This is a genomic window from Amycolatopsis benzoatilytica AK 16/65 (genome assembly GCF_000383915.1).
GTDB lineage: Bacteria > Actinomycetota > Actinomycetes > Mycobacteriales > Pseudonocardiaceae > Amycolatopsis > Amycolatopsis benzoatilytica.
Window position 1 is genome coordinate 4,456,659 of the sequence record NZ_KB912942.1, and the last position, 20,595, is coordinate 4,477,253.

At 71.1% G+C, this 20,595-nt stretch carries 20 protein-coding genes; 11 read left to right on the plus strand and 9 right to left on the minus strand.

Annotated elements, in window-relative coordinates:
• Positions 1-46: 46 nt before the first annotated feature.
• From AMYBE_RS0120465 to AMYBE_RS0120480, 4 genes are all read left to right on the plus strand, one after another.
• Positions 47-1,471, plus strand: a complete 1,425-nt coding sequence (locus tag AMYBE_RS0120465) for an amino acid permease (protein WP_020661253.1) — start codon at positions 47-49, stop codon at positions 1,469-1,471.
• A complete protein-coding gene (locus AMYBE_RS0120470; protein WP_020661254.1) occupies positions 1,468-2,244 on the plus strand; it encodes a carbon-nitrogen hydrolase family protein in 777 nt (258 codons plus the stop codon). The genes AMYBE_RS0120465 and AMYBE_RS0120470 overlap by 4 nt, the downstream gene beginning before the upstream one ends.
• A complete protein-coding gene (locus AMYBE_RS0120475; protein ID WP_020661255.1) occupies positions 2,241-3,935 on the plus strand; it encodes a flavin monoamine oxidase family protein in 1,695 nt (564 codons plus the stop codon). The genes AMYBE_RS0120470 and AMYBE_RS0120475 overlap by 4 nt, the downstream gene beginning before the upstream one ends.
• A 103-nt stretch (positions 3,936-4,038) precedes the next feature.
• Positions 4,039-4,668 (plus strand): TetR/AcrR family transcriptional regulator, encoded by a 630-nt coding sequence (locus AMYBE_RS0120480; protein ID WP_020661256.1) that lies wholly within the window; start codon positions 4,039-4,041, stop codon positions 4,666-4,668.
• Positions 4,669-4,874: 206 nt separating this feature from the next.
• Here AMYBE_RS0120480 and AMYBE_RS0120485 read toward each other — a convergent pair whose 3' ends face one another.
• Positions 4,875-5,570, minus strand: coding sequence for a TetR/AcrR family transcriptional regulator (locus AMYBE_RS0120485; protein WP_020661257.1), 696 nt, complete (start codon positions 5,568-5,570; stop codon positions 4,875-4,877).
• A gap of 69 nt (positions 5,571-5,639) precedes the next feature.
• Here AMYBE_RS0120485 and AMYBE_RS0120490 point away from each other — a divergent pair, with 69 nt between their 5' ends.
• The 3 genes from AMYBE_RS0120490 (at position 5,640) to AMYBE_RS0120500 (ending at position 7,285) form a co-directional block, all read left to right on the plus strand.
• Positions 5,640-6,509: an alpha/beta fold hydrolase gene (locus tag AMYBE_RS0120490; protein ID WP_020661258.1), complete on the plus strand. Its 870-nt coding sequence runs from the start codon at positions 5,640-5,642 to the stop codon at positions 6,507-6,509.
• Between the two features lie 95 nt (positions 6,510-6,604).
• Positions 6,605-7,027 carry a hypothetical protein gene (locus AMYBE_RS0120495; protein WP_020661259.1) on the plus strand — a complete coding sequence of 141 codons (423 nt, stop codon included), beginning with the start codon at positions 6,605-6,607 and terminating at the stop codon, positions 7,025-7,027.
• Positions 7,028-7,099: 72 nt separating this feature from the next.
• Positions 7,100-7,285, plus strand: a complete 186-nt coding sequence (locus AMYBE_RS0120500; protein ID WP_020661260.1) for a DUF5302 domain-containing protein — start codon at positions 7,100-7,102, stop codon at positions 7,283-7,285.
• A gap of 97 nt (positions 7,286-7,382) precedes the next feature.
• Here the strand turns inward: AMYBE_RS0120500 and AMYBE_RS0120505 are convergent, their stop codons facing one another.
• From AMYBE_RS0120505 to AMYBE_RS0120520, 4 genes are all read right to left on the minus strand, one after another.
• Positions 7,383-8,456, minus strand: coding sequence for a Glu/Leu/Phe/Val dehydrogenase dimerization domain-containing protein (locus AMYBE_RS0120505; protein ID WP_020661261.1), 1,074 nt, complete (start codon positions 8,454-8,456; stop codon positions 7,383-7,385).
• 150 nt (positions 8,457-8,606) lie between these two features.
• A complete protein-coding gene (locus AMYBE_RS0120510) occupies positions 8,607-9,806 on the minus strand; it encodes a kynureninase (RefSeq protein WP_020661262.1) in 1,200 nt (399 codons plus the stop codon).
• Positions 9,803-10,594, minus strand: coding sequence for a tryptophan 2,3-dioxygenase (locus AMYBE_RS0120515; RefSeq protein ID WP_020661263.1), 792 nt, complete (start codon positions 10,592-10,594; stop codon positions 9,803-9,805). Before AMYBE_RS0120515 ends, AMYBE_RS0120510 begins: the two co-directional genes overlap by 4 nt.
• Positions 10,595-10,602: 8 nt before the next feature.
• Positions 10,603-11,376: a PaaX family transcriptional regulator gene (locus AMYBE_RS0120520; RefSeq protein WP_020661264.1), complete on the minus strand. Its 774-nt coding sequence runs from the start codon at positions 11,374-11,376 to the stop codon at positions 10,603-10,605.
• 88 nt (positions 11,377-11,464) lie between these two features.
• Between AMYBE_RS0120520 and AMYBE_RS0120525 the strand changes: the two genes are divergently transcribed.
• Both AMYBE_RS0120525 and AMYBE_RS0120530 read left to right on the plus strand, forming a co-directional pair.
• Positions 11,465-12,169: an SDR family NAD(P)-dependent oxidoreductase gene (locus tag AMYBE_RS0120525; RefSeq protein ID WP_034287140.1), complete on the plus strand. Its 705-nt coding sequence runs from the start codon at positions 11,465-11,467 to the stop codon at positions 12,167-12,169.
• The gene (locus AMYBE_RS0120530; protein ID WP_020661266.1) at positions 12,166-12,993 is read left to right on the plus strand and encodes an enoyl-CoA hydratase family protein; all 828 of its coding nucleotides are present in this window, start codon (positions 12,166-12,168) and stop codon (positions 12,991-12,993) included. Before AMYBE_RS0120525 ends, AMYBE_RS0120530 begins: the two co-directional genes overlap by 4 nt.
• Before the next feature lie 203 nt (positions 12,994-13,196).
• Here AMYBE_RS0120530 and AMYBE_RS0120535 read toward each other — a convergent pair whose 3' ends face one another.
• From AMYBE_RS0120535 to AMYBE_RS0120545, 3 genes are read right to left on the minus strand one after another with little or no spacing between them, the layout of a single operon-like run.
• Positions 13,197-14,117: an SMP-30/gluconolactonase/LRE family protein gene (locus tag AMYBE_RS0120535; RefSeq protein WP_020661267.1), complete on the minus strand. Its 921-nt coding sequence runs from the start codon at positions 14,115-14,117 to the stop codon at positions 13,197-13,199.
• A 9-nt stretch (positions 14,118-14,126) separates the two neighbouring features.
• Positions 14,127-14,783 (minus strand): histidine phosphatase family protein, encoded by a 657-nt coding sequence (locus AMYBE_RS0120540; RefSeq protein ID WP_020661268.1) that lies wholly within the window; start codon positions 14,781-14,783, stop codon positions 14,127-14,129.
• A complete protein-coding gene (locus AMYBE_RS0120545; RefSeq protein WP_020661269.1) occupies positions 14,783-15,538 on the minus strand; it encodes an SDR family oxidoreductase in 756 nt (251 codons plus the stop codon). Before AMYBE_RS0120545 ends, AMYBE_RS0120540 begins: the two co-directional genes overlap by 1 nt.
• 567 nt (positions 15,539-16,105) lie before the next feature.
• Between AMYBE_RS0120545 and AMYBE_RS0120555 the strand changes: the two genes are divergently transcribed.
• Positions 16,106-17,053, plus strand: a complete 948-nt coding sequence (locus AMYBE_RS0120555; RefSeq protein WP_020661271.1) for a hypothetical protein — start codon at positions 16,106-16,108, stop codon at positions 17,051-17,053.
• Here the strand turns inward: AMYBE_RS0120555 and AMYBE_RS0120560 are convergent.
• Entirely contained in the window at positions 17,050-18,675 is a 1,626-nt protein-coding gene (locus AMYBE_RS0120560; RefSeq protein WP_020661272.1) for an acyl-CoA synthetase, read from the minus strand. The genes AMYBE_RS0120555 and AMYBE_RS0120560 overlap by 4 nt on opposite strands.
• Positions 18,676-18,853: 178 nt before the next feature.
• Between AMYBE_RS0120560 and AMYBE_RS0120565 the strand changes: the two genes are divergently transcribed.
• Positions 18,854-20,548: a bifunctional 3'-5' exonuclease/DNA polymerase gene (locus AMYBE_RS0120565; RefSeq protein ID WP_020661273.1), complete on the plus strand. Its 1,695-nt coding sequence runs from the start codon at positions 18,854-18,856 to the stop codon at positions 20,546-20,548.
• Positions 20,549-20,595: the final 47 nt, after the last annotated feature.

Consider the following 20,595-nt stretch of genomic DNA (forward strand, 5'->3'; position numbering starts at 1 on the left):
CTCGCAGCCGACATCGCCGTCACATTGAATCGCTAGGAGCCGCTCAGTGAGCACCTCCAGTCCCGCGCGGAGCCCGCTCGGCACTGCCCTGTTGCGCCGCAAACCGGTGGCCGACCTGGTCGCGGAGGCCGGGCACGGGCCGCTCAAGCGGACGCTCGGGCTCAGCCAGCTGACCATGCTCAGCATCGGCGCGACCCTCGGCAGCGGGATCTTCGTGGTGCTCGGCGAGGCGGTCCCGGTCGCCGGGCCCGCGGTCATCGTCTCCTTCGTGCTGGCCGGGATCACCGCGTTGTTCTCCGCGCTTTCCTACGCCGAGCTGGCCGGGATGATCCCGCTGTCCGGCTCGTCCTACTCCTACGCGTACGCCACTCTCGGCGAACTCGTCGCGTGGGTGTGCGGCTGGTGCTTGATCCTCGAGTACGGCGTTTCCGTCGCCTCGGTCGCGGTCGGCTGGGGGCAGTACGTCAACGAACTGCTGCACCTCGCCTTCGGCATCTCCCTGCCGGACGCGCTCAGCGGGCCGCCCGGCGACGGCGGGCTCGTCAATATCCCGGCGATCGTCGTCGTGCTCCTCGCGATGGTGCTGCTGCTCTCCGGCGCGAAAGAAAGCGCGCGGGCCAACGCGGTCATGGTCGTGGTCAAGATCGGCACGCTCGTGCTGTTCTGCGCGATCGCGTTCACCGCTGTGCGGGCGCGGAACTACACCCCGTTCCTGCCGCTCGGGCTGGCCGGGATGAGCGCGGGCGGGGCGAAATTGTTCTTCTCCTACATCGGGTTCGACGCGGCGTCGACCGCGGGAGAAGAGGCGCGCAACCCGCAGCGGGACCTGCCGCGCGCGATTCTGCTGTCGCTCGGCATCGTCACCGTGCTGTACTGCCTGGTCGCGGTCGCCGCGATCGGGGCGCTTCCCTGGCAGCAGTTCGGCGACAAGGAAGCTGCGCTCTCGCACGTGCTGACGACCATCTCGGACAACCCGTGGTGGGCGATCCTGCTCGCGATCGGCGCGCTCGTGGCGATCTCCAGCGTCGTCCTCACCGTCCTCTACGGACAGACCCGCATCCTGTTCGCCATGTCGCGGGACGGTCTCGTGCCCAGTGCACTGTCCACAGTGCACCCGAAGAGCGGCGTGCCGCGCACCAACACGCTCGTGGTGTCCGCTTTCGTGGCGGTGCTGGCGGCGTTCGTCCCGCTCGGCAAGCTCGCCGACGCGACGAGCATCGGCACGCTGTTCGCGTTCGGGCTGGTCAACATCGCGGTGCTGATCCTGCGCAAGCGCCGCCCGGACGCGCAGCGCTCGTTCCGGGTGCCGTTCGCGCCGGTCACGCCGCTGCTCGGAGTGGCCTGCTGCGCCTACATGATGTTCAGCCTCGACAGCGCGACCTGGATCGTGTTCGGCGGGTGGATGCTGCTCGGCCTCGCGCTGTACTTCGGCTACGGGGTCCGTCGCTCGCGACTCGCGGAGGTCCGATGATCATCGCTGTCCACCAGGGGCCGCACGCGCGGCTGCCGCAGGCGTTGGCCGCCGCCGCGGAGAAGGGCGCCGAACTGGTCGTCACCGCCGAGATGGGCACCACGGGCTACCACATCGGCGCGGCGGCGGTCGCGCAGCGAGCCGAGGCAGCCGACGGGCCGATGGCCGTCGAACTGGGCGCACTCGCGGCCGAGCACGGCGTCGGGTTGCTGTACGGCTATCCCGAACGGGACGGCGACGCGGTCTACAACTCGGTGCAACTGCTGTCTCCGCAAGGGGAACGGCTCGCCAACTACCGCAAGACCCATCTGTTCGGCGACCTCGACCGCGGCCAGTTCTCCGCCGGCGACACACCGGTGGTACAGGCCGAGTTCAACGGCGTCCGGGTCGGTCTGCTGATCTGCTATGACGTCGAATTCCCCGAGCTGGTCCGCGCGCACGCGCTGGCCGGCACGCAGGTGCTGCTCGTGCCCACCGCGCTGATGCGCCCGTACGAACGCATCGCGGACCTGGTCGTTCCGGTCCGTGCGCACGAAAGCCAGCTGTATGTCGTGTACGCGAACCGGTGCGATGTCGAAGGCGAGCTGACCTACTGCGGTCGTTCCACCGTCGCGTCGCCGGACGAAGTGGTCGCGAAGGCGGGCGACGGTCCCCAACTGCTGTTCGCCGAAGTCGATCCGGCCGTGCTCGCCAGGACGCGCGCCGAAACCCCGTACCTGGCCGACCGGCGGCCGTCGCTCTACCGCTCTCTCACCGAAGGACCCCGGGCATGACCTCCGCAGTTCCCGCCGCGCTCCACGCCGAGGAGCCGGCCGGCAAGCCGATCACGATGTTCGGCCCCGATTTTCCGTTCGCCTACGACGATTACCTGGCGCACCCGGCCGGGCTCGGCTCGGTGCCGGAGCGGGCGCACGGCACCGAGGTCGCGGTGATCGGCGGCGGGCTGTCCGGGATCGTGACCGGCTACGAACTGATGAAGCTCGGGCTGCGGCCGGTCCTGTACGAGATCGACGGGCTCGGCGGGCGGCTGCGCACGCACCGCTTCCCGGGGCTGCCCGACGACGTGGTCGCCGAGATGGGCGCGATGCGATTCCCGCCGTCCTCCACCTCGCTGTTCCACTACATCGACAAGGTGGGGCTGGAGACCACGCCGTTCCCCAATCCGCTTTCGCCGGCGACGCCGAGCACGGTGGTCGACCTCAAGGGCCAGAGCCATTACGCGCGCACGCCGGAAGATCTGCCCGGCGTGTACGGCGAAGTCGCCGATGCCTGGCAGCGGACGCTCGACGACCATGCTTCGTTCGCCGAGATGCAGAAGGCGATCCGCGACCGCGACGTCCCGGCGATCAAGCGGATCTGGAATGACCTGGTGCCTCGGCTGGACAACCAGACGTTCTACGGATTCCTTTGCGACTCCCCGGCTTTTTCGTCCTTTCAGCACCGAGAGATCTTCGGCCAGGTCGGATTCGGCACTGGCGGCTGGGACACCGACTTCCCGAACTCGATCCTCGAGATCCTTCGCGTCGTCTACACCGGCGCGGACGACGAACACCGCAGCATCGCCGGCGGCAGCGAGCAGCTCCCGCACCGGCTGTGGGAGCGCGTACCGGAGCGGCTGGCGCACTGGCCGGCCGGCACCAGTCTGGCTGCGCTGCACGAAAACGGCCGGCCGCGCCCGGGCGTGACCCGGCTGCACCGCACCGCGCCGAACAACATCACCGTGACCGACCAGTCCGGGCACATCCGCACGTTCGGCGCGGCGGTGTTCACCGCGCAGAGCTGGATGCTGCTGTCCAAGATCGAATGCGACGAAGCGCTGTTCCCGATCGACCACTGGACCGCCATCGAGCGCACCCATTACATGGCCAGCTCCAAAGTGTTCGTGCCGGTCGACCGCCCGTTCTGGCTCGACCCGGACCCGGCCACCGGCCGCGACACGATGAGCATGACGCTCACCGACCGGATGCCGCGCGGCACCTACCTGCTCGGCGACGACCCGGACCGGCCCGCGGTGATCTGCCTTTCCTACACCTGGGCAGACGATTCGCTGAAGTGGCTTCCGCTCAGCGTGTCCGACCGGGTCGAGGTGATGCTGCAGTCGCTGCGCGAGATCTACCCGGGCGTGGACGTGCGCCGGCACATCGTGGGCGACCCGGTCACCGTGTCCTGGGAGGCCGAACCGCATTTCATGGGCGCGTTCAAGGCGAACCTTCCCGGCCATTACCGCTACCAGCACCGGCTTTTCACCCACTTCGTGCAGGATTCGCTGCCCGAGCGCTACCGCGGGCTGTTCCTCGCCGGCGACGACATCTCGTGGACCGCCGGCTGGGCCGAGGGCGCGGTGCAGACCGCGCTGAACGCGGTGTGGGGCGTGCTGCGGCACTTCGGCGGCGCGACCGACGCGGCGAATCCCGGTCCGGGCGACCGGTTCGCCGATCTCGCACCGGTCGAGCTCCCGGACTGACCGCCGTCAACCCGTACCCGGGGGTAGCCACCGATGGTGGCCCCCGGGCGACATCCGGCCCGATTAATCCGCCGCCCGGAACCGACCATGCGAAACTGGAGCCATGAGCACCGACCCGGCGCCGAAGTGGCGGAGACTCGAACCGGACGAGCGCAGGGAGCAGATCTACGCCTGCGCGGCGCGGCTGTTCGGCGAACGTCCGTACTCGGAAGTGTCCACTTCGGACATCGCAGCCGCGGCGGGGGTGGCGCGCGGGCTGATCAACCACTACTTCGGCACGAAACGGGAGCTGTACCTGGAAATCGTGCGGCGCGCGCTGACCGTGCCGCGGCTCGCCGTGCAGATCCTGCCGGACGGCCCGCTGGAAATGCGGGTCGACGCGGCCATCAACTGGCTGCTGGACATGGTGCGCGGGCAGGAGAAGCTCTGGCTCGCCGCGATCGCGCCGGAGGGCATCGGCCGTGACCCGGAGGTGGACCGGATCGTCGCCGAGGCGGACCGCGCCTCGGCGGACCGGGTGCTGGAAGCGGTCGGGCTGTCCAGGGAAAGCGCGCACGGCGAGCAGCTCAACGCCGCGGTGCGCGCGTTCGCCGGCATGGTGAAGGCGGCCGGCCGGGAGTGGCTGGTGCATGGCTCGCTGGACCGGCACCAGGTGCACACGCTGCTGAGCAAATCGCTGGTGACCGTGGTGGCGCAGGTCTTCCCGGCGATCCAGCACGCGCCGCGGCACTGAACCGCGGACCGGAAGGGAAGCCCCCGGCACCACGAGGGGGGAGGAAAGTGCCGGGAGCCCCTTCCGGAGGCAGTGCCCCCGGTACTTCTCCACGCTACGCCGCGAACGGGCCGAATCGGGGCCAGATCGCTCAGCGGGCGACGGACTTTTCAGCACGACCACGCGGACGGCCCAGTGCGCGCGTCCTCGCGGAGCAGTTTCGCGTCTCAGCCGGCCCGCAATTGCGCAAGACGGCAAGCTAGCCCGTCGAGGCAGCGGCCGACCGCGGCGTCGAACAGCCGCGAGTGGTAGCTGGCGGCGTGCTCCGGATCCGTGAGCAGCCGATGCATCGCCCGGCCGTGCTCGGCCATGCCGGGCAGATCGTCGCGGTCGCGGTACGCGGCGTAGTCGTCGGTGGTGTTCAGCCGCAACGCCGGGCTGCAGTTGCGGTCGTCCTCCAGCGCGACGAACTGGCACGCGGTGGCGGTGAGAAGCGTGTACGCCAACGGGCTCTCCTCGCCGAAACCGGCGTCGAGCAGCATCCGCACCCCCTGGTTCAGGGTCGGTGCGGCCGCTTCGACAGACGGTCCGAACGTCGCCATCCGGCGCGCGGTGCCCGGATGCCGGCGCAGCAGATCGCGCAGCCCGGACAGCAACTCGGCGAACCACTCCTGCCAGCCCAGTTCGCCGTCCGGGAGCTCCAGCTGGCCGACCACGCGGTCCAGCACCGCGCACACCACCGCGTCGCGGTCGCCGACATGGTGGTACACGACCGCCGGGTACGCACCGATCGCCGCGGCCAGCTGACGCAGCGTCCAGTTGTCCAAGCCGCGCTCGACGGTCAGCGCCACCGCCGCGTCGATCACCTTCTCCGCGGTGAGCGTGCCCGAACGGGACCGGGGGCACTCCGGAGAAACGGGCATGGCTGCACGGTAGCCGGATTCCGCCCGGCGCGGCCACCTCCGTCCCGCGCGCTGAGGCATGATCTGGTCATGCCACGCGCGCAGGCCAACGGCCTCGAACTCGAATACGACACGTTCGGCGACCCGGCACGGCCGCCGGTCGTGCTGGTGATGGGGCTCGGCGCCCAGATGATCACCTGGGAGGAGGGTTTCTGCGAGCTGGTCGCGAGCCGCGGCTTCTTCGTCGTCCGGTTCGACAACCGCGACGCCGGTCTGTCCACTTGGCTGGACGAGCTGGGCGAACCGGCGATCCCGGACATCGTCGCGGGCACCGCCGAGCCGCCGTACCGGCTTTCCGACTTCGCCGACGACACGGTCGGGCTGTTCGACGCGCTCGGCTTCGCCAAGGCGCACGTGGTGGGCGCGTCGATGGGCGGGATGATCGTGCAGCAGCTCGCGATCGACCACCCGGGCCGGCTGCTGAGCGTCACGTCGATCATGTCGACCACGGGCGACCCGTCGGTCGGCCAGATCTCCCCGGCCGCGTTGGCGACGCTCACCGGCGCCCCCGCGACGACGCGCGAAGCCGCGATCGAGCAGAGCATCGCGAACTACCGGGTGACCGGCTCGCCCGGGTATCCGGCGACCGAGGAGTTCTTGCGGCACAAGGCGACCCGCGGCTACGACCGGGCTCGGCATCCGGTCGGGATGCAGCGCCAGGCGGCCGCGGTCGCGGCTTCCGGCGACCGCACCGAGCGACTGCGCGCCGTCGCGGTGCCGGCCGTCGTGGTGCACGGCGACGCGGATCCGATGATCGACGTCAGCGGCGGCAAGGCCACCGCGGCCGCGATCCCGGACGCGGAACTGGTCGTTTTCCCCGGAATGGGCCACGACCTGCCCGAACCGCTCTGGCCGGACATTGTGGACGCCATCGTCCGGGCAACTGCCCGATCCGCCTGACCGGTCGTCAAGAAGCCGTCAAAATCGCGCCCCGACGCGTACGGAAGCCGTCCGCGGACGCGGGTTCCGCACCGTTGCCGGAGTGCACTGGCGCGATGCGTACCGAAGGACGGCTGGCCGGCGGGTTCGGTTTCCCGCTCGGCTGTGCGGCGACAGTGGCGGCCGCGATCGCGGCGGACCTGGCCGGGGCCGCCGCGCATCCCGGCTACTCGGCGGCGGCGGTCGCCGTCGTGGTCGCCGCAGTGGCGGTGATCACGACCCCGCTCGCGGCAGCCGGCGTCGCCGTGGTCGGCTGGGCAGTGCTGTCCGGCTTCGACTACGGCCGCTCCGGCGACCTGCTCTTCGACGCCTCGACCGGCTGGGTCGCCCTGGTTTTGGCTGGTGCGCTGGTTCTCGGGCTGGTCTCCGGCGCGGTCTGGCGAGCTGTCCGGCAGCTCGGCCCGGCAGCTCCCCCAGCGGCCGTGCCGTTGCCGCGCCGGCCCGCCGAACCCGGCCACCGCCGGGTGGCGTCGCCCTGAAATGGCTCGCCAACGCGTCCGGTTGGCGCCAGTCTGACGGGGTAGGACGTCATCCCCCTTCGGAGGTCAGCCATGAGTGAAGCGCAACCGGCACCCAGCGACGAGGAGGGCGACGTCAAGCGGAAGTTCCGCGAGGCGCTCGAGCGCAAGCAGGCGAAGGCCCGCGAGGGCGCCGCCCACGAGAACGCCGGGCAGTCCGGCCAGCACGCGCACGGGCCCGCCGCGAACAAGCGCACGTTCCGTCGCAAGAGCGGCTGAGCCCGCCCCCGCGTCACAAGTCCGTGAAGGGCCCCTTGCCGGAATCTGGTTCCGGCAAGGGGCCTTTCACTGCGTTTCGGGAACTGCGTTTCGGGAACTACACAGTCAGGATCGACCGCAGCCGCCCGACGTCCGCCATCCGGCGCTCGGCCAGCCGGTCCGCCGCGGCGGCCGGGGGCACTCCGTCGGCCTTCGCGAGTTCGTACACCGCTTTAGTGGTGTCGAAGATGGCCGCCGTCTTGCGCTGGGCGCGGGCGAAGTCGAAGCCGTGCCGCTCGTCGTCCACCTGGATCACGCCGCCGGCGTTGACCAGGTAGTCCGGCGCGAACAGGATGCCGCGGTCGTTGAGCAGCTTGTCCACGCCGGGATGCGCGAGCTGGTTGTTGGCCGCCCCGCAGACGATCTGCGCGCGCAGCGCGGCCACCGTCTCGTCGGTGAGCACGCCGCCCATCGCGCACGGCGCGAAGACGTCCAGCTCGGCGCCGATCATCGCGTCCACATCGGACACCACCTCGACGCCTCGGTATGCCGCACGGGTGCGCTCCACGGCCTGCTCCGCGACGTCCGTGACGACGACGTGCGCACCCGCCTCCACCAGGTGGCCGACCAGGAGGTGCCCCACTTTGCCGACGCCCGCGACGCCGACGCGCCGTCCGCCCAGCTCGGGAGTGCCCCACATCTGCTCCGCGGAGGCACGCATGCCCTGGTACACGCCGAAAGCGGTGAGCACCGAAGAGTCGCCCGCGCCGCCGTCTTCCGGCGAGCGGCCGGTGACGTGGCGGGTCTCGCGGGCGACGATGTCCATGTCGTGCACGTAGGTGCCCATATCGCAGGCGGTGATGTAGCGGCCGCCGAGCGATTCGACGAACCGGCCGTAGGCGCGCAGGAGCGCTTCGGACTTGAGGGTGCTCGGGTCGCCGAGGATGACGGCCTTGCCGCCGCCCAGGTCAAGCCCGGCGAGCGCGTTCTTGTACGCCATTCCCTTGGAGAGCGCGAGGACGTCGTCGAGCGCGGCGTCCTCGGTGGCGTACGGGTAGAACCGAGTGCCGCCCAGGGCCGGGCCCAGAGCGGTGGAGTAGATGCCGATGATGGCTTTCAGCCCGCTGGCCTCGTCGTGGCAGTACACGACCTGTTCATGGCCGCTGTGCCGTCCGAACACTCCGTCGGTCACGGTGGTGACTCCTTTGTCTCCTACGCGGTTTGTGGCCGCGCTGATATGCGAACGGTGTGCACCGGGGAGCGGGGGTTGCCCGCGATCCGCAGTGCACACCGTCAACCTACTTCGCCGGTTTGCGGGCCACCACCCGCCTCCGGTCGCTTCTCACCCGAGATCTGCCACAGCTTCCCGGAGCGTGGACATCGCCGTCTCGAGTTGTTCATCCGACAGGTACGGCGCGGGGCCGAAACGCAGGTAGTGCCCGCGGCTGTCGGTGCGGACGCCGCGCGCGGCCAGTCGCTCGCACAGCTGCCCGGCGACCGGGCTGCGCAACGAAAGGAAGCCGCCGAAGCCCTCGGCCGGGGTCTCGCGGTCCCGCGTGACAACGTCGTCGCGCAGTCCCAGCTCGTCGAAGCGCCGGGCCAGCAGCCCGACCTGATGCAGCGACACCTCGCGCAGGAACTCCGCGGTGAGCCCCTGTCCGGCGAAGAACTCCTGCACCCGTACTGCCCGGTAATGGCTCGACGGGTCGTACGTCGCACCGGCGAACCGGTCGCCGCCGGGCGCGTACGCGACTTCGCCCGGCCGTCGTTCGTCCGCGAGCGCGCCGAATTCCGCGTACCAGCCGGTAATGACCGGGCGCAGCTCCTGCGCGTGCGCGGGCAGCCGCAGGAAGCAGTTGCCTTCGCCGAGCTGGAGGTACTTGTATCCGCCGCCGAGCACCCAAGCGTTGGTGAGGCCGAGGTCGTGCAGCAGGAACGGGACCGCGCCGACCGCGTGGTAGGCATCGACCACCAACTCGACCGACCGGCTGCGGCAGGTGTCGGCCAGGTGCGCGAGGCCAGGCACGATCCAGGACGTCTCGAACAGCACCGCCGAGGCGAGCACCGCGGCGGTCCGGTCGTCCACCTGGTCGGCCAGCCGTTCAGCCAGGGTCGCGACCGGGGCCGCGGGCACCCGGACCACCTCGACGCCTTCCTCGGCCAGCCGCGCCAGCTGGCGGCGCAGCGTGTGGAACTCGCCGTCCGTGGTCACCAGCCGCGGCCGCTTCCTCAGCTCGATCGCGGACAGGAACCGCAGCACGAGCTCGTGGGTGTTCTGGCCGAGCGCGTAGTCGCCGTGCGGGTCCGACAGCCACTGGCGGAACCCGTCGCGCAGCCGGTCCGCCTTCGCGAACGCCCGGCCCCACTTCTCGTCCACTTCCTCCGCGGCGTCGGCGAACGCTTCGCGCAAGCCTTCTTCGGCCACGTCCGGCCACGCCTGGTGCGAATGCGCGGACAGCAGCAGCCGGTCCGCGACGCGGAACCTGGAGTAATGCGGGGCGAGCGCGTTGTCCTTGGCGCGCAGGGATTCCAGTGTGGTCACAGCCGGCTCCGGACGGCCCACAGGTCCGGGAACATCGGCGCGAACAGGGTGGTGCGCAGGTAAGCCGCGCCGGACGAGCCGCCGGTGCCGGTCTTGTCGCCGATCGTCCGCTCGACCATCTTCACGTGCCGGTAACGCCATTCCTGCAGGCCCTCGTCGAGGTCCACCAGCGCTTCGGCGACCACCGACGGCCCGCCGTCGTCGTGGTACACCTTCAGCAGCACTTCCTGCAGTTCGGCGGACGGCTCCAGCGGACGGGTCACGTCGCGGCTGGTGTCCACCGGGTAGCCGTGGCCGGACAGGTAGGTCAGGAACGAGTCGAACACAGAGGGGCGCGCCATCGCGCCGGCGATCCGGGTGCGCTGCTCGCCGCCGTCCGGGTAGTGCGCGAACACCCGCTCGTCCCGACGGCCGAGCACCGCCTCCAATTCGCGGAACTGGCCGGACTGGAAGCCGCTGGACGCGTCGAGCCGGGCGCGGAAGCTGGCGAACTGGCTGGGCGTCATCGTCTCCAGCACGTCGATCTGCGCGACCACCACCTTCAGCACGGTGAGGATGCGGCGCAGCGTGCGGATCGAGTGCGCGGTGTTGCCCGCTTCCAGGTTCTCCTGCAGGAACGCGGCCTCGTGCAGGATCTGCTTGAACCACAGCTCGTAGACCTGGTGGATCACGATGAACAGCAGTTCGTCGTGCTCCTCCGAGCGCGGCCGCTGCGCGGCCAGCACCTCGTCCAGTGCCAGATAGGACGTGTAGCTCAGCGCCGCTTGGGTGTCGCTGGTTCCGGTCATCAGGTTCCTCATCTCGTGGACAGGGCTTGGTCGAAATGGCGCTGCGCGGGTGGGGCGAGCGCGGCGTAGAGATCGTGGAACAGCTTGACCGCCGCGGCCCGGGTGCCCGGCGCGGGAATCAAGTCGGCGGGCAGTTCCGGGTCGAGTGAAGGGAATTCGCGGTAGGTGTGCACGAGCCGGGTGCGCACGGCGAACGCGGACGCGTCGTCCAGGTCGATCGGGCAGTCGCCGAATTCGGCGACGAACGCGGCGTAGCGGGCGGAGAGGCCGTCCAGGTCCCAGGCGCGGCCGGCCAAGCGGCGGACGTCGAGCGCCTTCGACGGCGAGCCGAGCATCAGGCCCGCGTGCTCTTCGACATCGAGTTCGGCGAGCAGCGCGAGCACCTCCTCCTCGCGGTCGTGCGGGGCCAGCCAGGTGCCGTCCTGGACCGGGCCGAACCCGAGGAACCGCAGCCGCCGCACCAGCCGTTCCCGGGACTGGCGGCGGGTTTCCGGGATGTTCTGCCACAGCACGGTCCAGGTGCCGGCCGGTTCGGCGCGGCGGCCGAGGCCGAAGATCCGCCGGTCCCCCGCGTCCAGCAGGGCGACTGTGCGCGGGGTCAGCGAGTAGTGCACCAGCCGTCCGTCGCGGTGCCGCGACAGCAGGCCGCGGCGCACCAGCCGGGTCAGCGCGATCCGCGCCGCACCGTCCGAGAACCCCAGCTCGTGCAGCAGCGCGACCAGGCCGCCGGACCACACGCGACGCGTCTCGCGCGGGCGCACGTAGCTGCCCAGCAGCGTCATCACGAGCTCCTGGGGCGTACGGGCGGGTTCGGTGTCGGGCACGGGACAACTCTATACACCACAGCCCGCTGCAGTGTAGCTTTTGCCGGTGAGCAGTTTTTCCGAGCGCGTGGTCGTGATCACCGGCGGCACCCGGGGCATCGGCGCGGCCGTCGCCGAACGGTTCCGGCGAGCCGGCGCGACCGTGCACTCCCCCGGCCGCGCCGACTGCGACGTCACCGACGAATCCGCCGTCCAGGCGTATTTCGCCCAGGTCGGACCGGTGGACGTCCTGGTGAACAACGCGGGGGTTTCGTCGAGCGCACCGCTGGCGAAGACATCGGTCGACGAGTGGCGCGGCCAGTTCGAGGTGAACGCGACCGGCGCGTTCCTGTGCACCCGTGCGGTGCTGCCGGGCATGCGCGAACGCGACTTCGGGCGGATCGTGACCGTCGCCTCGACCGCCGGTCTCGCGGGAGCGCGCTACACCTCGGGCTACACCGCGTCCAAGCACGCGGCGGTCGGCCTGATGCGGGCCGTGGCGGCGGAGGTCGCCGGCACCGGCATCACGTCGAACGCGGTGTGCCCGGCGTTCGTCCGCACCGACATGACCGCGGCGTCGATCAGCCGGATCCAGGAGCGCACCGGCCGCGACGAAGCCGCCGCCGAATCCGCGCTCGCCGCCGCCACGCCGCTCGGCCGGTTGCTCGAACCAGACGAAATCGCTTTCGCGGTCGCGTTTTTCGCCGACCCGGCGGCGGCCGCGATCAACGGACAGACCCTCGTACTCGACGGTGGAGGAATCCAGAAATGAGCCCGTTCCGAGCCAGCGCCCCGATCACGGAATCGTGGGAGCACTTCGAGTTCACGGTGGACGACGGGGTCGCGACGGTGACCTTCGACCGGCCGGAGAAGCTCAACGCGCTCACCTTCGACGTGTACGCCGACCTGCGCGACCTCGTCGCCGAACTGCCGCACCGCGGCGACGTGCGGGTGCTCGTGCTGACCGGGAAGGGCCGCGGGTTCTGCTCCGGCGGCGACGTCGAGGAAATCATCGGCGAACTGCAGAAAATGGACACCGCCGAACTGCTGGAGTTCACCCGGATGACCGGCGCGGTGGTGAAAGCCATGCGCGAGACGCCGATCCCGATCATCGCCGCGATCAACGGCGTCGCCGCGGGCGCCGGTTCGGTGCTCGCGCTGGCCAGCGACTTCCGGCTGCTGGCCGAATCGGCGAAGTTCGCCTTCCTGTTCACGAAGGTCGGGCTGGCCGGCGCGGACATGGGCTCGGCGTACCTGCTGCCGCGCCTCGTCGGACTGGGCCGGGCGACGGAGCTGCTGATGCTGGGCGACAAACTCCCCGCTGCCCGCGCCGAGGCGATCGGGCTGGCGAACCGGGTGGTGCCGGACGACGAACTCGCCGGGGAAGCCGCGACGCTGGCCCGCCGGCTCGCGGACGGGCCCGCGCTGGCGTACTCCACGACGAAGGTGCTGCTGACCCGCGAACTCGACAGTGATCTGGGCAGCTCGATCGAACTGGAGGCGATCACCCAGGCGCTGCTGATGACCGCCAAGGACCACCGGGAGTTCTACGCCGCCTGGTCGGCCGGGCGCAGTCCACAGTGGACGGGCCGCTGATCTGAGCCGGGAAGGGGTCGGCGAGGGGATCTTGGTCCGGCGAGGGCCCTTCACGGAAACCACGCCCGGCAACGACCCCCCGCAAGCGAAACCACGTCCGTGAAGGGCCCCTTGAGGGAAACCAAGTCCGGCAAGGGGCCCCTCACGGAAACCACGCCCGCCGACGACCCCGCAGCCGAAACCACGTCACAGGTCGCGTCCGGTCACAAGTCGGTGTAGGCGATCGCGTTTTCTTCCAGGGAGCCGAACCACAACCGGCCGTGGTACTCGCGGATGCCGACCAGCAGGTGGAATCCCGGGATCTCACCGCGGAACTCGTGCACGACCGTCCCGTCCGGCGCGACCGCGACCGCGCCGACCTGCCGCTTCGGCGCGGGCTGCATCGACGCCGGCAGCGCCCTGATCGCCGCGCGCAGCGGGGCGGGCAGCCGGCGGGCGACGTCGAGCGCGGGCACGCGCGGGCTGGCCTCGGTGACCCAGATCAGGCCGTCCGAACCGGTCGCGATGTTGTCCGGGAAACCGGGCAGGTCGCCGATCAGCAGGTCGCGCTCGCCGGCTCGCGCACCGGTCAGCCAGATCCGCTGGACCTGGCAGGCCCCGGTTTCGGCGACCGCCACGAAGGACTCGTCCGGCGGCAGCGCGACGCCGTTCGCGAACTGCAGGCCGTCGGCGAGCAGATCGATCTGACCGTCCGGTGTGCGGCGCAGCAGCCGTCCGCCGCCGGTCTGCTCGATCAGATCGTCGCGCCAGTTGTCGATGCCGAAGCGCCGCGAGGAATCCGTGAAGTAGATCGTGCCGTCCGCGGCGACGGCGGCGTTGTTGCAGAACACGAAGTCCAGCCCGGCGCCGGAGGTGGCCAGCGTCGTCACCTCGCCACCGGACCTCGGCATGGTCAGCAGGCCCGCGCGGGCATCGCAGATCAGCAGTTCGTCGTCGCCGTACAACTCCAGGCCGAGCGGGCGGCCGCCGGTGTCGCCGAGCAGGTCGATCCGCCGTCCGTCCGGCGAGACCCGCAGGATCCGGCCGTCGTCCACGCCGGTGTACACCCGGCCTTCGCTGTCCACGACCACGTCTTCCGGCCCGTGCCCGTTCACCGGCACGACCGTGACCTCACCGAACCGCACGCCGGCCTCCTACCGGTAGCTGAGCAGCCGCGCCGTCTCGCCTTCCAGGTGCGGATGCTCGTTGAAGGACAACAAAGTGACCCCGCCCCGGCCGGACACCAGCTTGGTGATGCCGGTGTTGACGGTGACGCGGTTGAGCTTGCGGAGCCCGGCGTCGGGCACCCCCATCAGCGCGCCGGCGACCGCGCCGAGCACGCCGCCGGAGGTGAACACCAGCCCGTTCTCCCCCTTGCCCAGCGAACCGGCCAGTTCGGCCAGCGCCGCGGTGCACCGGCTGAGGAAAGCAGGCCAGCTCTCCGCACACGGACCGTCCTCGCCGGACTCGACCCAGGCGGTGAGCGCGGCGTCCAGCAGCCGCTGGTACTCGCGCCCGTCCTGTTGCGGCGCGCCGTCGGCGTGGTGGCGCGAGATGTCGACGTGGTCGTACTCGTTCCACCGTTCGTCCTCGACGACTTCCGCTGCGGAACCGAGCGCTTTCAACGCCGTCGCCGCGGTATCGCGTTGCCGCGCCAGCGTTCCCGAGCGCACCTGGGCGAACTCGATCCCGCGGCGCTTCAGCTCCGCACCGACCACAGCGGACTGTTCAAAGCCGAGCGGGGACAGCGCGTCGTAGTCCGCCGCGCCGAACGACGCCTGCCCGTGGCGGATCAGGTAGATCGCGCCCATCAGGCGAACTTCCGCAGCAAAGCGGACGGAGCCATCCGGATCGCGACGCTCAGCGGCACCCACGGCCACGACGGCACATACGCGCGCTTCGGTTCCGCTTCGATCGCCTTGACCAACGCCTGTGCACCGGCCTCGGCCGACACCATCAGCGGATTGCGTTTGGTTGCGCGCGCAGTCATCTCGGAGTCGATGTAGCCCGGCCGCACGTCGGTGACGGTGATCCCGAGCCGGCCCAGCTCCAGCCGGGCACCGTCGGCGAACGCCGAGATCCCGGCCTTCGACGCGGAGTACGCGGTGAGGTTGCCAGGGAAACCGCGCAGCGCCATGAACGACGAGATCACCGCGAGGTGCCCGTCCTTCTGCTCGCGGAAGATGCCCGCCGCGGCCTCGATCTGCGCAACCGCGCCGACCAGGTTGGTTTCGAGCGTCTGCCGGTTGACGTCGAACCGGCCCGTGCCCACCGGCTGGCCCTTGCCGAGCCCGGCGTTGACGATCACCCGGTCGAGCCTGCCGAGTTCGGCGCGGAACTCGTCGAAGACCTCGAACACGCGGGCGTGGTCGGTGACGTCGAGCGCACGGGTGGCCACTGTGATGCCCGGGTACCCGGCGCGCAGCTCGGCGGCCAGCTCGTCGAGCCGGTCGGTGCGCCGGGCGCAGAGCGCGAGGTTGCGGCCGCGGGCGGCGAACTGCCGGGCCATCCCCTCTCCGAGACCGGAACTGGCACCGGTGATCAGGATGTTCTGCCGCAGGACCATGGCTGGAGCCTACCGGTTGGTAACCCGGTCTGCGGCGTCGTGTGACCGCGCAGACGCGCTCAGCGCTCCGCCTGTCCGTTCGGCGCGCGCCGCCGACTCGCCCGCTCGACCCAGGCCTGCGCGCCGGCTGCCGGTCCCTCCGGCGTGGCCTGCGCCAGCAGTCCGATTCGGCTGGTCGGCGCGGCAAAGCAGGCGAACGTCGCCATTCGGACCGGCCGCGAGCAGCCCGCGGCGATCGTCGGCGGCGGTTGCGCCAGCACCGGGACGCGGATGACCGGTGACCCGGCTTCTGGGGGCAGGCCGGGCCACCGGTTCTCCGGGCACGGCCGACGGCCAAGTGCGGGGCGCGGTCCGCGAAGCCGAGGGCCGAAGCGCCGGCCGCGCCGGGGGCGGCGCGGTCCGTCCTGGCCATGGAAGCGCGACCGCGCAGGTCACGGCAATGATTGCCAGTTGCCAGTACTAGCCCGTTTGTCCGAGTGCCGCGGCGGAATGCCTGCTCGGACGGCTGCTACCGTGCCTGTGTCGAGGTCGGCACGGTCGGTTACGAGCGGGGGCGGTCGGCGAACCATGGCGCAGCGGAAGCAGGCGGGGCGGATCGGCCCGGACACCGGCGAAGGTGCCCGGACTGCCTTCGCGAGCGCGCTGCGCGCCGCCATCGGAGCAAGCGGGCTTTCCCTCGACCGGATCCAGGCGCGGCTGCGCGCCCGCGGCGCGACCGTCAGCGTCACCGCGCTCAGTTACTGGCAGTCCGGGAAACGACAGCCCGAACGCGCCGGATCGCTGTCCGCGGTCCGGGTGCTGGAGGAAATCCTCGACGTCCCGGACGGCGCGCTGCTCGGTCTGCTGCCGCCGCCGCGCCCGCGCGGCGCGAGCAGGCGCGACCGAGCCGGCGAGGAACCGCTCACCTTCGCCCGCGAGATCCTGCAGCCGCTGCTGGAGCGTGTCGGCGCGCCGGACGCGCTGGACCAGCAGCACCAGCTGAAACTGGTCGGCTTGCACGACCGCTGCGACATCGCGGCGGACGGCGGCCAGTCCTCGGTCACCTCCCGTGCGGTGTTCCAGTCCAACGCGGACGGTCAGGACCGCTGGCTGCTCGTGTACGCCCAGGGGGACGCGACCGCGGTGCCGGACCTGGTGCCGGTGCGCAACTGCCGGGCCGGCCGGGCCGAGGTGGACGACGACCACGGGCTCCTGGTGGCCGAGCTGCTGTTCGACCGCGTGCTGGAGCGCGGCGAGACGCATCTGATCGAGTACACGCTCGTCAACGCCGGGCCGCCGTATCCGCGCTGCCGCGCCACGCACTACCGCGAATTCCGCCGTCCGGTCCGCGAATACCTGCTTGAAGTCCGGTTCGACCCGGCGGCCGCGCCGGCCCGATGCTGGCAGTACGCGAATGGCGCCGACGAACCCCCGGCCCGGCGGCGGCTGCGGCTCGACAGCAGCGGCGGCGTGCATGCGATCGCACTCGACTTCGGGCCGGGGATCTTCGGCATCGGCTGGGACTCGCCCGCCTAGTGCAGCTTGGTGCGCAACACCTTTCCGGTCGCGTTGCGCGGCAGCTGGTCCAGGAACTCGACGTCGCGCGGCACCTTGTACCGGGCCAGATTCGCTTTCACGTACTCGCGGACGCCGTCCACGTCCAGCCTCGACCCTTCGGCCCGCACCACGAACGCCTTGAGCCGTTCGCCGAACTCCGCGTCCTCGACGCCGATCACCGCCGCTTCGAGCACGTCGTCCCGCTCCACCAGGAGGTTCTCCACCTCGATCGGGAACACGTTCTCACCGCCGGAGACGATCATCTCGTCGTCGCGGCCGTCGATGAACAACAGGCCGTCCTCGTCGAAATGCCCGACGTCGCCGCTGGAGAGCAAGCCGTCGATGATCTCCTTGTTCCGGCCGTCGGTGTAGCCGCCGAAGCTGAGCCCGCTGCCGACGAACACCCGCCCGGTCACGTTGGGCTCGGTGATCTTGCCGCCGAACTCGTCGTACAGCGCCACCCGGCAGCCGACCGGCGCACGCCCGACGGTGCCCGGGGCGCGCTTCCAGTCCTCCGGCGTCGCGACCGTCGCGACCGCGACTTCCGTTGAGCCGTAAAGGTTGTGCACCACGTCGCCGAACGCGGCGTTCGCCCGGTTGCCCAGATCCGGCGACAGCGCGGAGCCGGCGACGAAGATGATTCGCAGGCACGAAGTGTCGTAGCGGTCGCGGACTTCCTGCGGCAGGTCGACGATGCGCTGCAGCATCGTCGGCACCAGGATCAATGCGGTGCAGCGGTGCGCCGCGACGCCCTTGAGGGTCGCCTCGGGGTCGAACTTCCGGCGCAGCACGACCGTGCAGCCGAGCGCGAAGCTGAGGATGCACTGCGAGAGGCCGGTGGCGTGGAACAGCGGCGCACCCAGGAAGGTCGCTTCCCCGCTGCGCAGCGGGATCCGGTCGAGGAACTGCGCGGACGCCAGCGCCGGGGTGTGCGGACGCGGCGCGCCCTTCGGGGTGCCGGTAGTGCCGCTGGTGAGCAGGATGAAGCCGCCGGCCTTGGCGGGCGGGGGCAGCGGCCGGTCGTCGGTGCTGGCGATGATCTCCGCCAGCACCGGGATCTCGTGCCCGGCCGGCTCGTCCACCCAGGCCAGGTAGCGCTCGACGTCGCCCTCTATCGCGTCCAGCAGCCCGGTGAACTCCTGGTCGTACACGAGCGCGGTGACCGCCTCGCGCTTCGCGACGTCGGCGAGCTGCGGTTTGGCGAATCCGGTGTTCATCAGCAGCAGCCGCGCGCCGAGCTTGCCGGACGCGGCCATCGCGAGCACCAGGCCGCGGTGGTCGCGGCACAGCGCGGCGATCACCGAGCCCTGGCCGAGCCCGCGCTGGCGCCAAGCCCTGGCCAGCGCGTTCGACTGGTCGTCGAGCTGCTTGAAGGTGAGCGGACCGAGGTCGTCGACGATGCCGACGGCGGTCGGGTCGCGCCGCGCGGCGATGTGGATCGCACCGGCGAACGGGCCGTACTTGCGGACCGCGACGAGCGACCGCAGGCCCTCGTCCACCCGCGGAAACGGCACCAGTCCGGCCCGGCACAGCACCTCGACGCTGCGCACGGTCTCGGTCAGCTTGCCGGCTACTTGTCCGGCCAGCTCGACCACGCTCATCCGGGCACCTCCATTGCTGCGACGGGACTGCCCACGCCGCCGGATGCCGTACCGCCGGTATGGGAGTTACCCGACAGTAAACCAAGCGGGGCCGCCGAACACCAGACGTCGGCCGTGCACTCCCTGGTGAACGCGGCGCGCGCCGGAAAGTGTCGGTGCCGGTGCGCACAATGTCCGAGTGCAGGTCATCACCGGCCGGGAGGAAGACTCCGGCTACACGATCGAAGGCCCTTCCGGGATCCTTCGCGGCCTCGCGCTGGCCGACTGGGCCGACGAGGTGCGCCGGCTGGAAGCCGCGGAGAGCCCGCGCTGGGTGCTGCCCTCGGCCGAGGAGGTGTACCCCGCGCTGGTCAAGGCCGGGGTGCGGCTAGGCCGGTGCCACGACCTCGCGCTCGCCGAGGGCCTGCTGCTCGCGCACGAGGGTCGCGAGGGCGAATCGCGCAGCCTGCGCGCGGCCTGGGCCAGGGCGAACGGGGAGCAAGCGCCGGACGACGGGCCAGCATTCGGCGAAGACGCGCAGCCCACCTTGTTCTCGCCGCGCGGACCTGGACTGCCGCCAGGCGTCACGGTCGTCGCGGCCGCCCGGCGCGTGCTGGCCGAGCAGGAGAAACGCGTCGCGGTCACCGATTCGCCGGGCCGGATGCGGCTGTTGCTCGCCGCGGAATCGGCGAGTGCGCTGGCGGCGGTCGAGATGTCCGCGGCCGGGCTGCCCTGGCGGGCCGAGCGGCACCTGAAACTGCTGGAGGAGCGGCTCGGGCCGCGGGTTCCGTCCGGGCAACGGCCGAAGGCGCTGGTCGAACTGGCCGAGAAAATCTCCGCCGCGCTCGGCGGCCGCCCGGTCAACCCGGACTCGTCGGCGAGCATCGTGCGCGCGCTCGGCCGGGAAGGCATCGAGATCCCGGCCGCGCGGAAGTACCTGCTGCAGGACATCGACCATCCGGCGGTCGCGCCGCTGCTGGAGTACAAGGAACTGTCCCGGCTGCATTCCGCGAACGGCTGGGCGTGGCTGGACGAGTGGATCGTCGACGGCCGCTTCCGCCCGCATTACGTCGTCGGCGGCGTGGTGTCCGGCCGCTGGGCCACCCGCGGCGGCGGCGCGCTGCAGATCCCCCGCGTGCTGCGCTCGTGCGTTTGCGCCGATCCAGGCTGGAAACTCGTCGTCGCCGACGGCGCACAGCTGGAGCCGCGGGTCCTCACCGCGCTGTCCGGAGACCGTCGGCTCGCCGACGTCGCCGCCGCCACGGATCTGTACGCCCGGCTGGCCGAAGCACTGTTTTCCGGCACCCGCTACGTCCCGCTCCGCCCGGGAGACACCCGAGACGACCGGTCTCGCGCGAAAATCGCCATGCTGTCCGCGATGTACGGCGGCACGTCCGGCGAAGCCGGGCCGCTGCTGGCACTGCTGCGCCAGCGTTTCCCGGACGCGGTGTCCTATGTGGAGCACGCGGCGGCAGCGGGCGAACGCGGCGAACGCGTCCGGTCGAGGCTCGGCCGCACCTCGCCCGCCCCGTCCGACGCGTGGCGCGCCCTCACCGGCGGACTCTCCGACGACGAAGCGACCGAGACCCGAGCCCGCCGAGCCTCCCGCAGCTGGGGAAGGTTCACCCGGAACTTCGTGGTACAGGCCAGCGCGGCCGACCTGACCGCGGTCCTGCTGGCCACCCTGCGCGGCCGCCTGCCCGCCCCGGCGCACCTGGTGTTCTTCCTGCACGACGAGGTCATCGTGCACACTCCGGCCGAACTGGCCGGCGAGGTCGCGGAGATCGTGGAAGCGGCGATCCAGGAATCCGCCCGGCTGGTCTTCGGCGAATCCTGCCCGGTGCGATTCCCGATGCACGCCACCCCGGTGGACAGCTACGCCGAAGCCAAGTGATCGCCGCGCTCCTGCCGGGCAACGTCCGGGAGCCAACTGCACGCGAA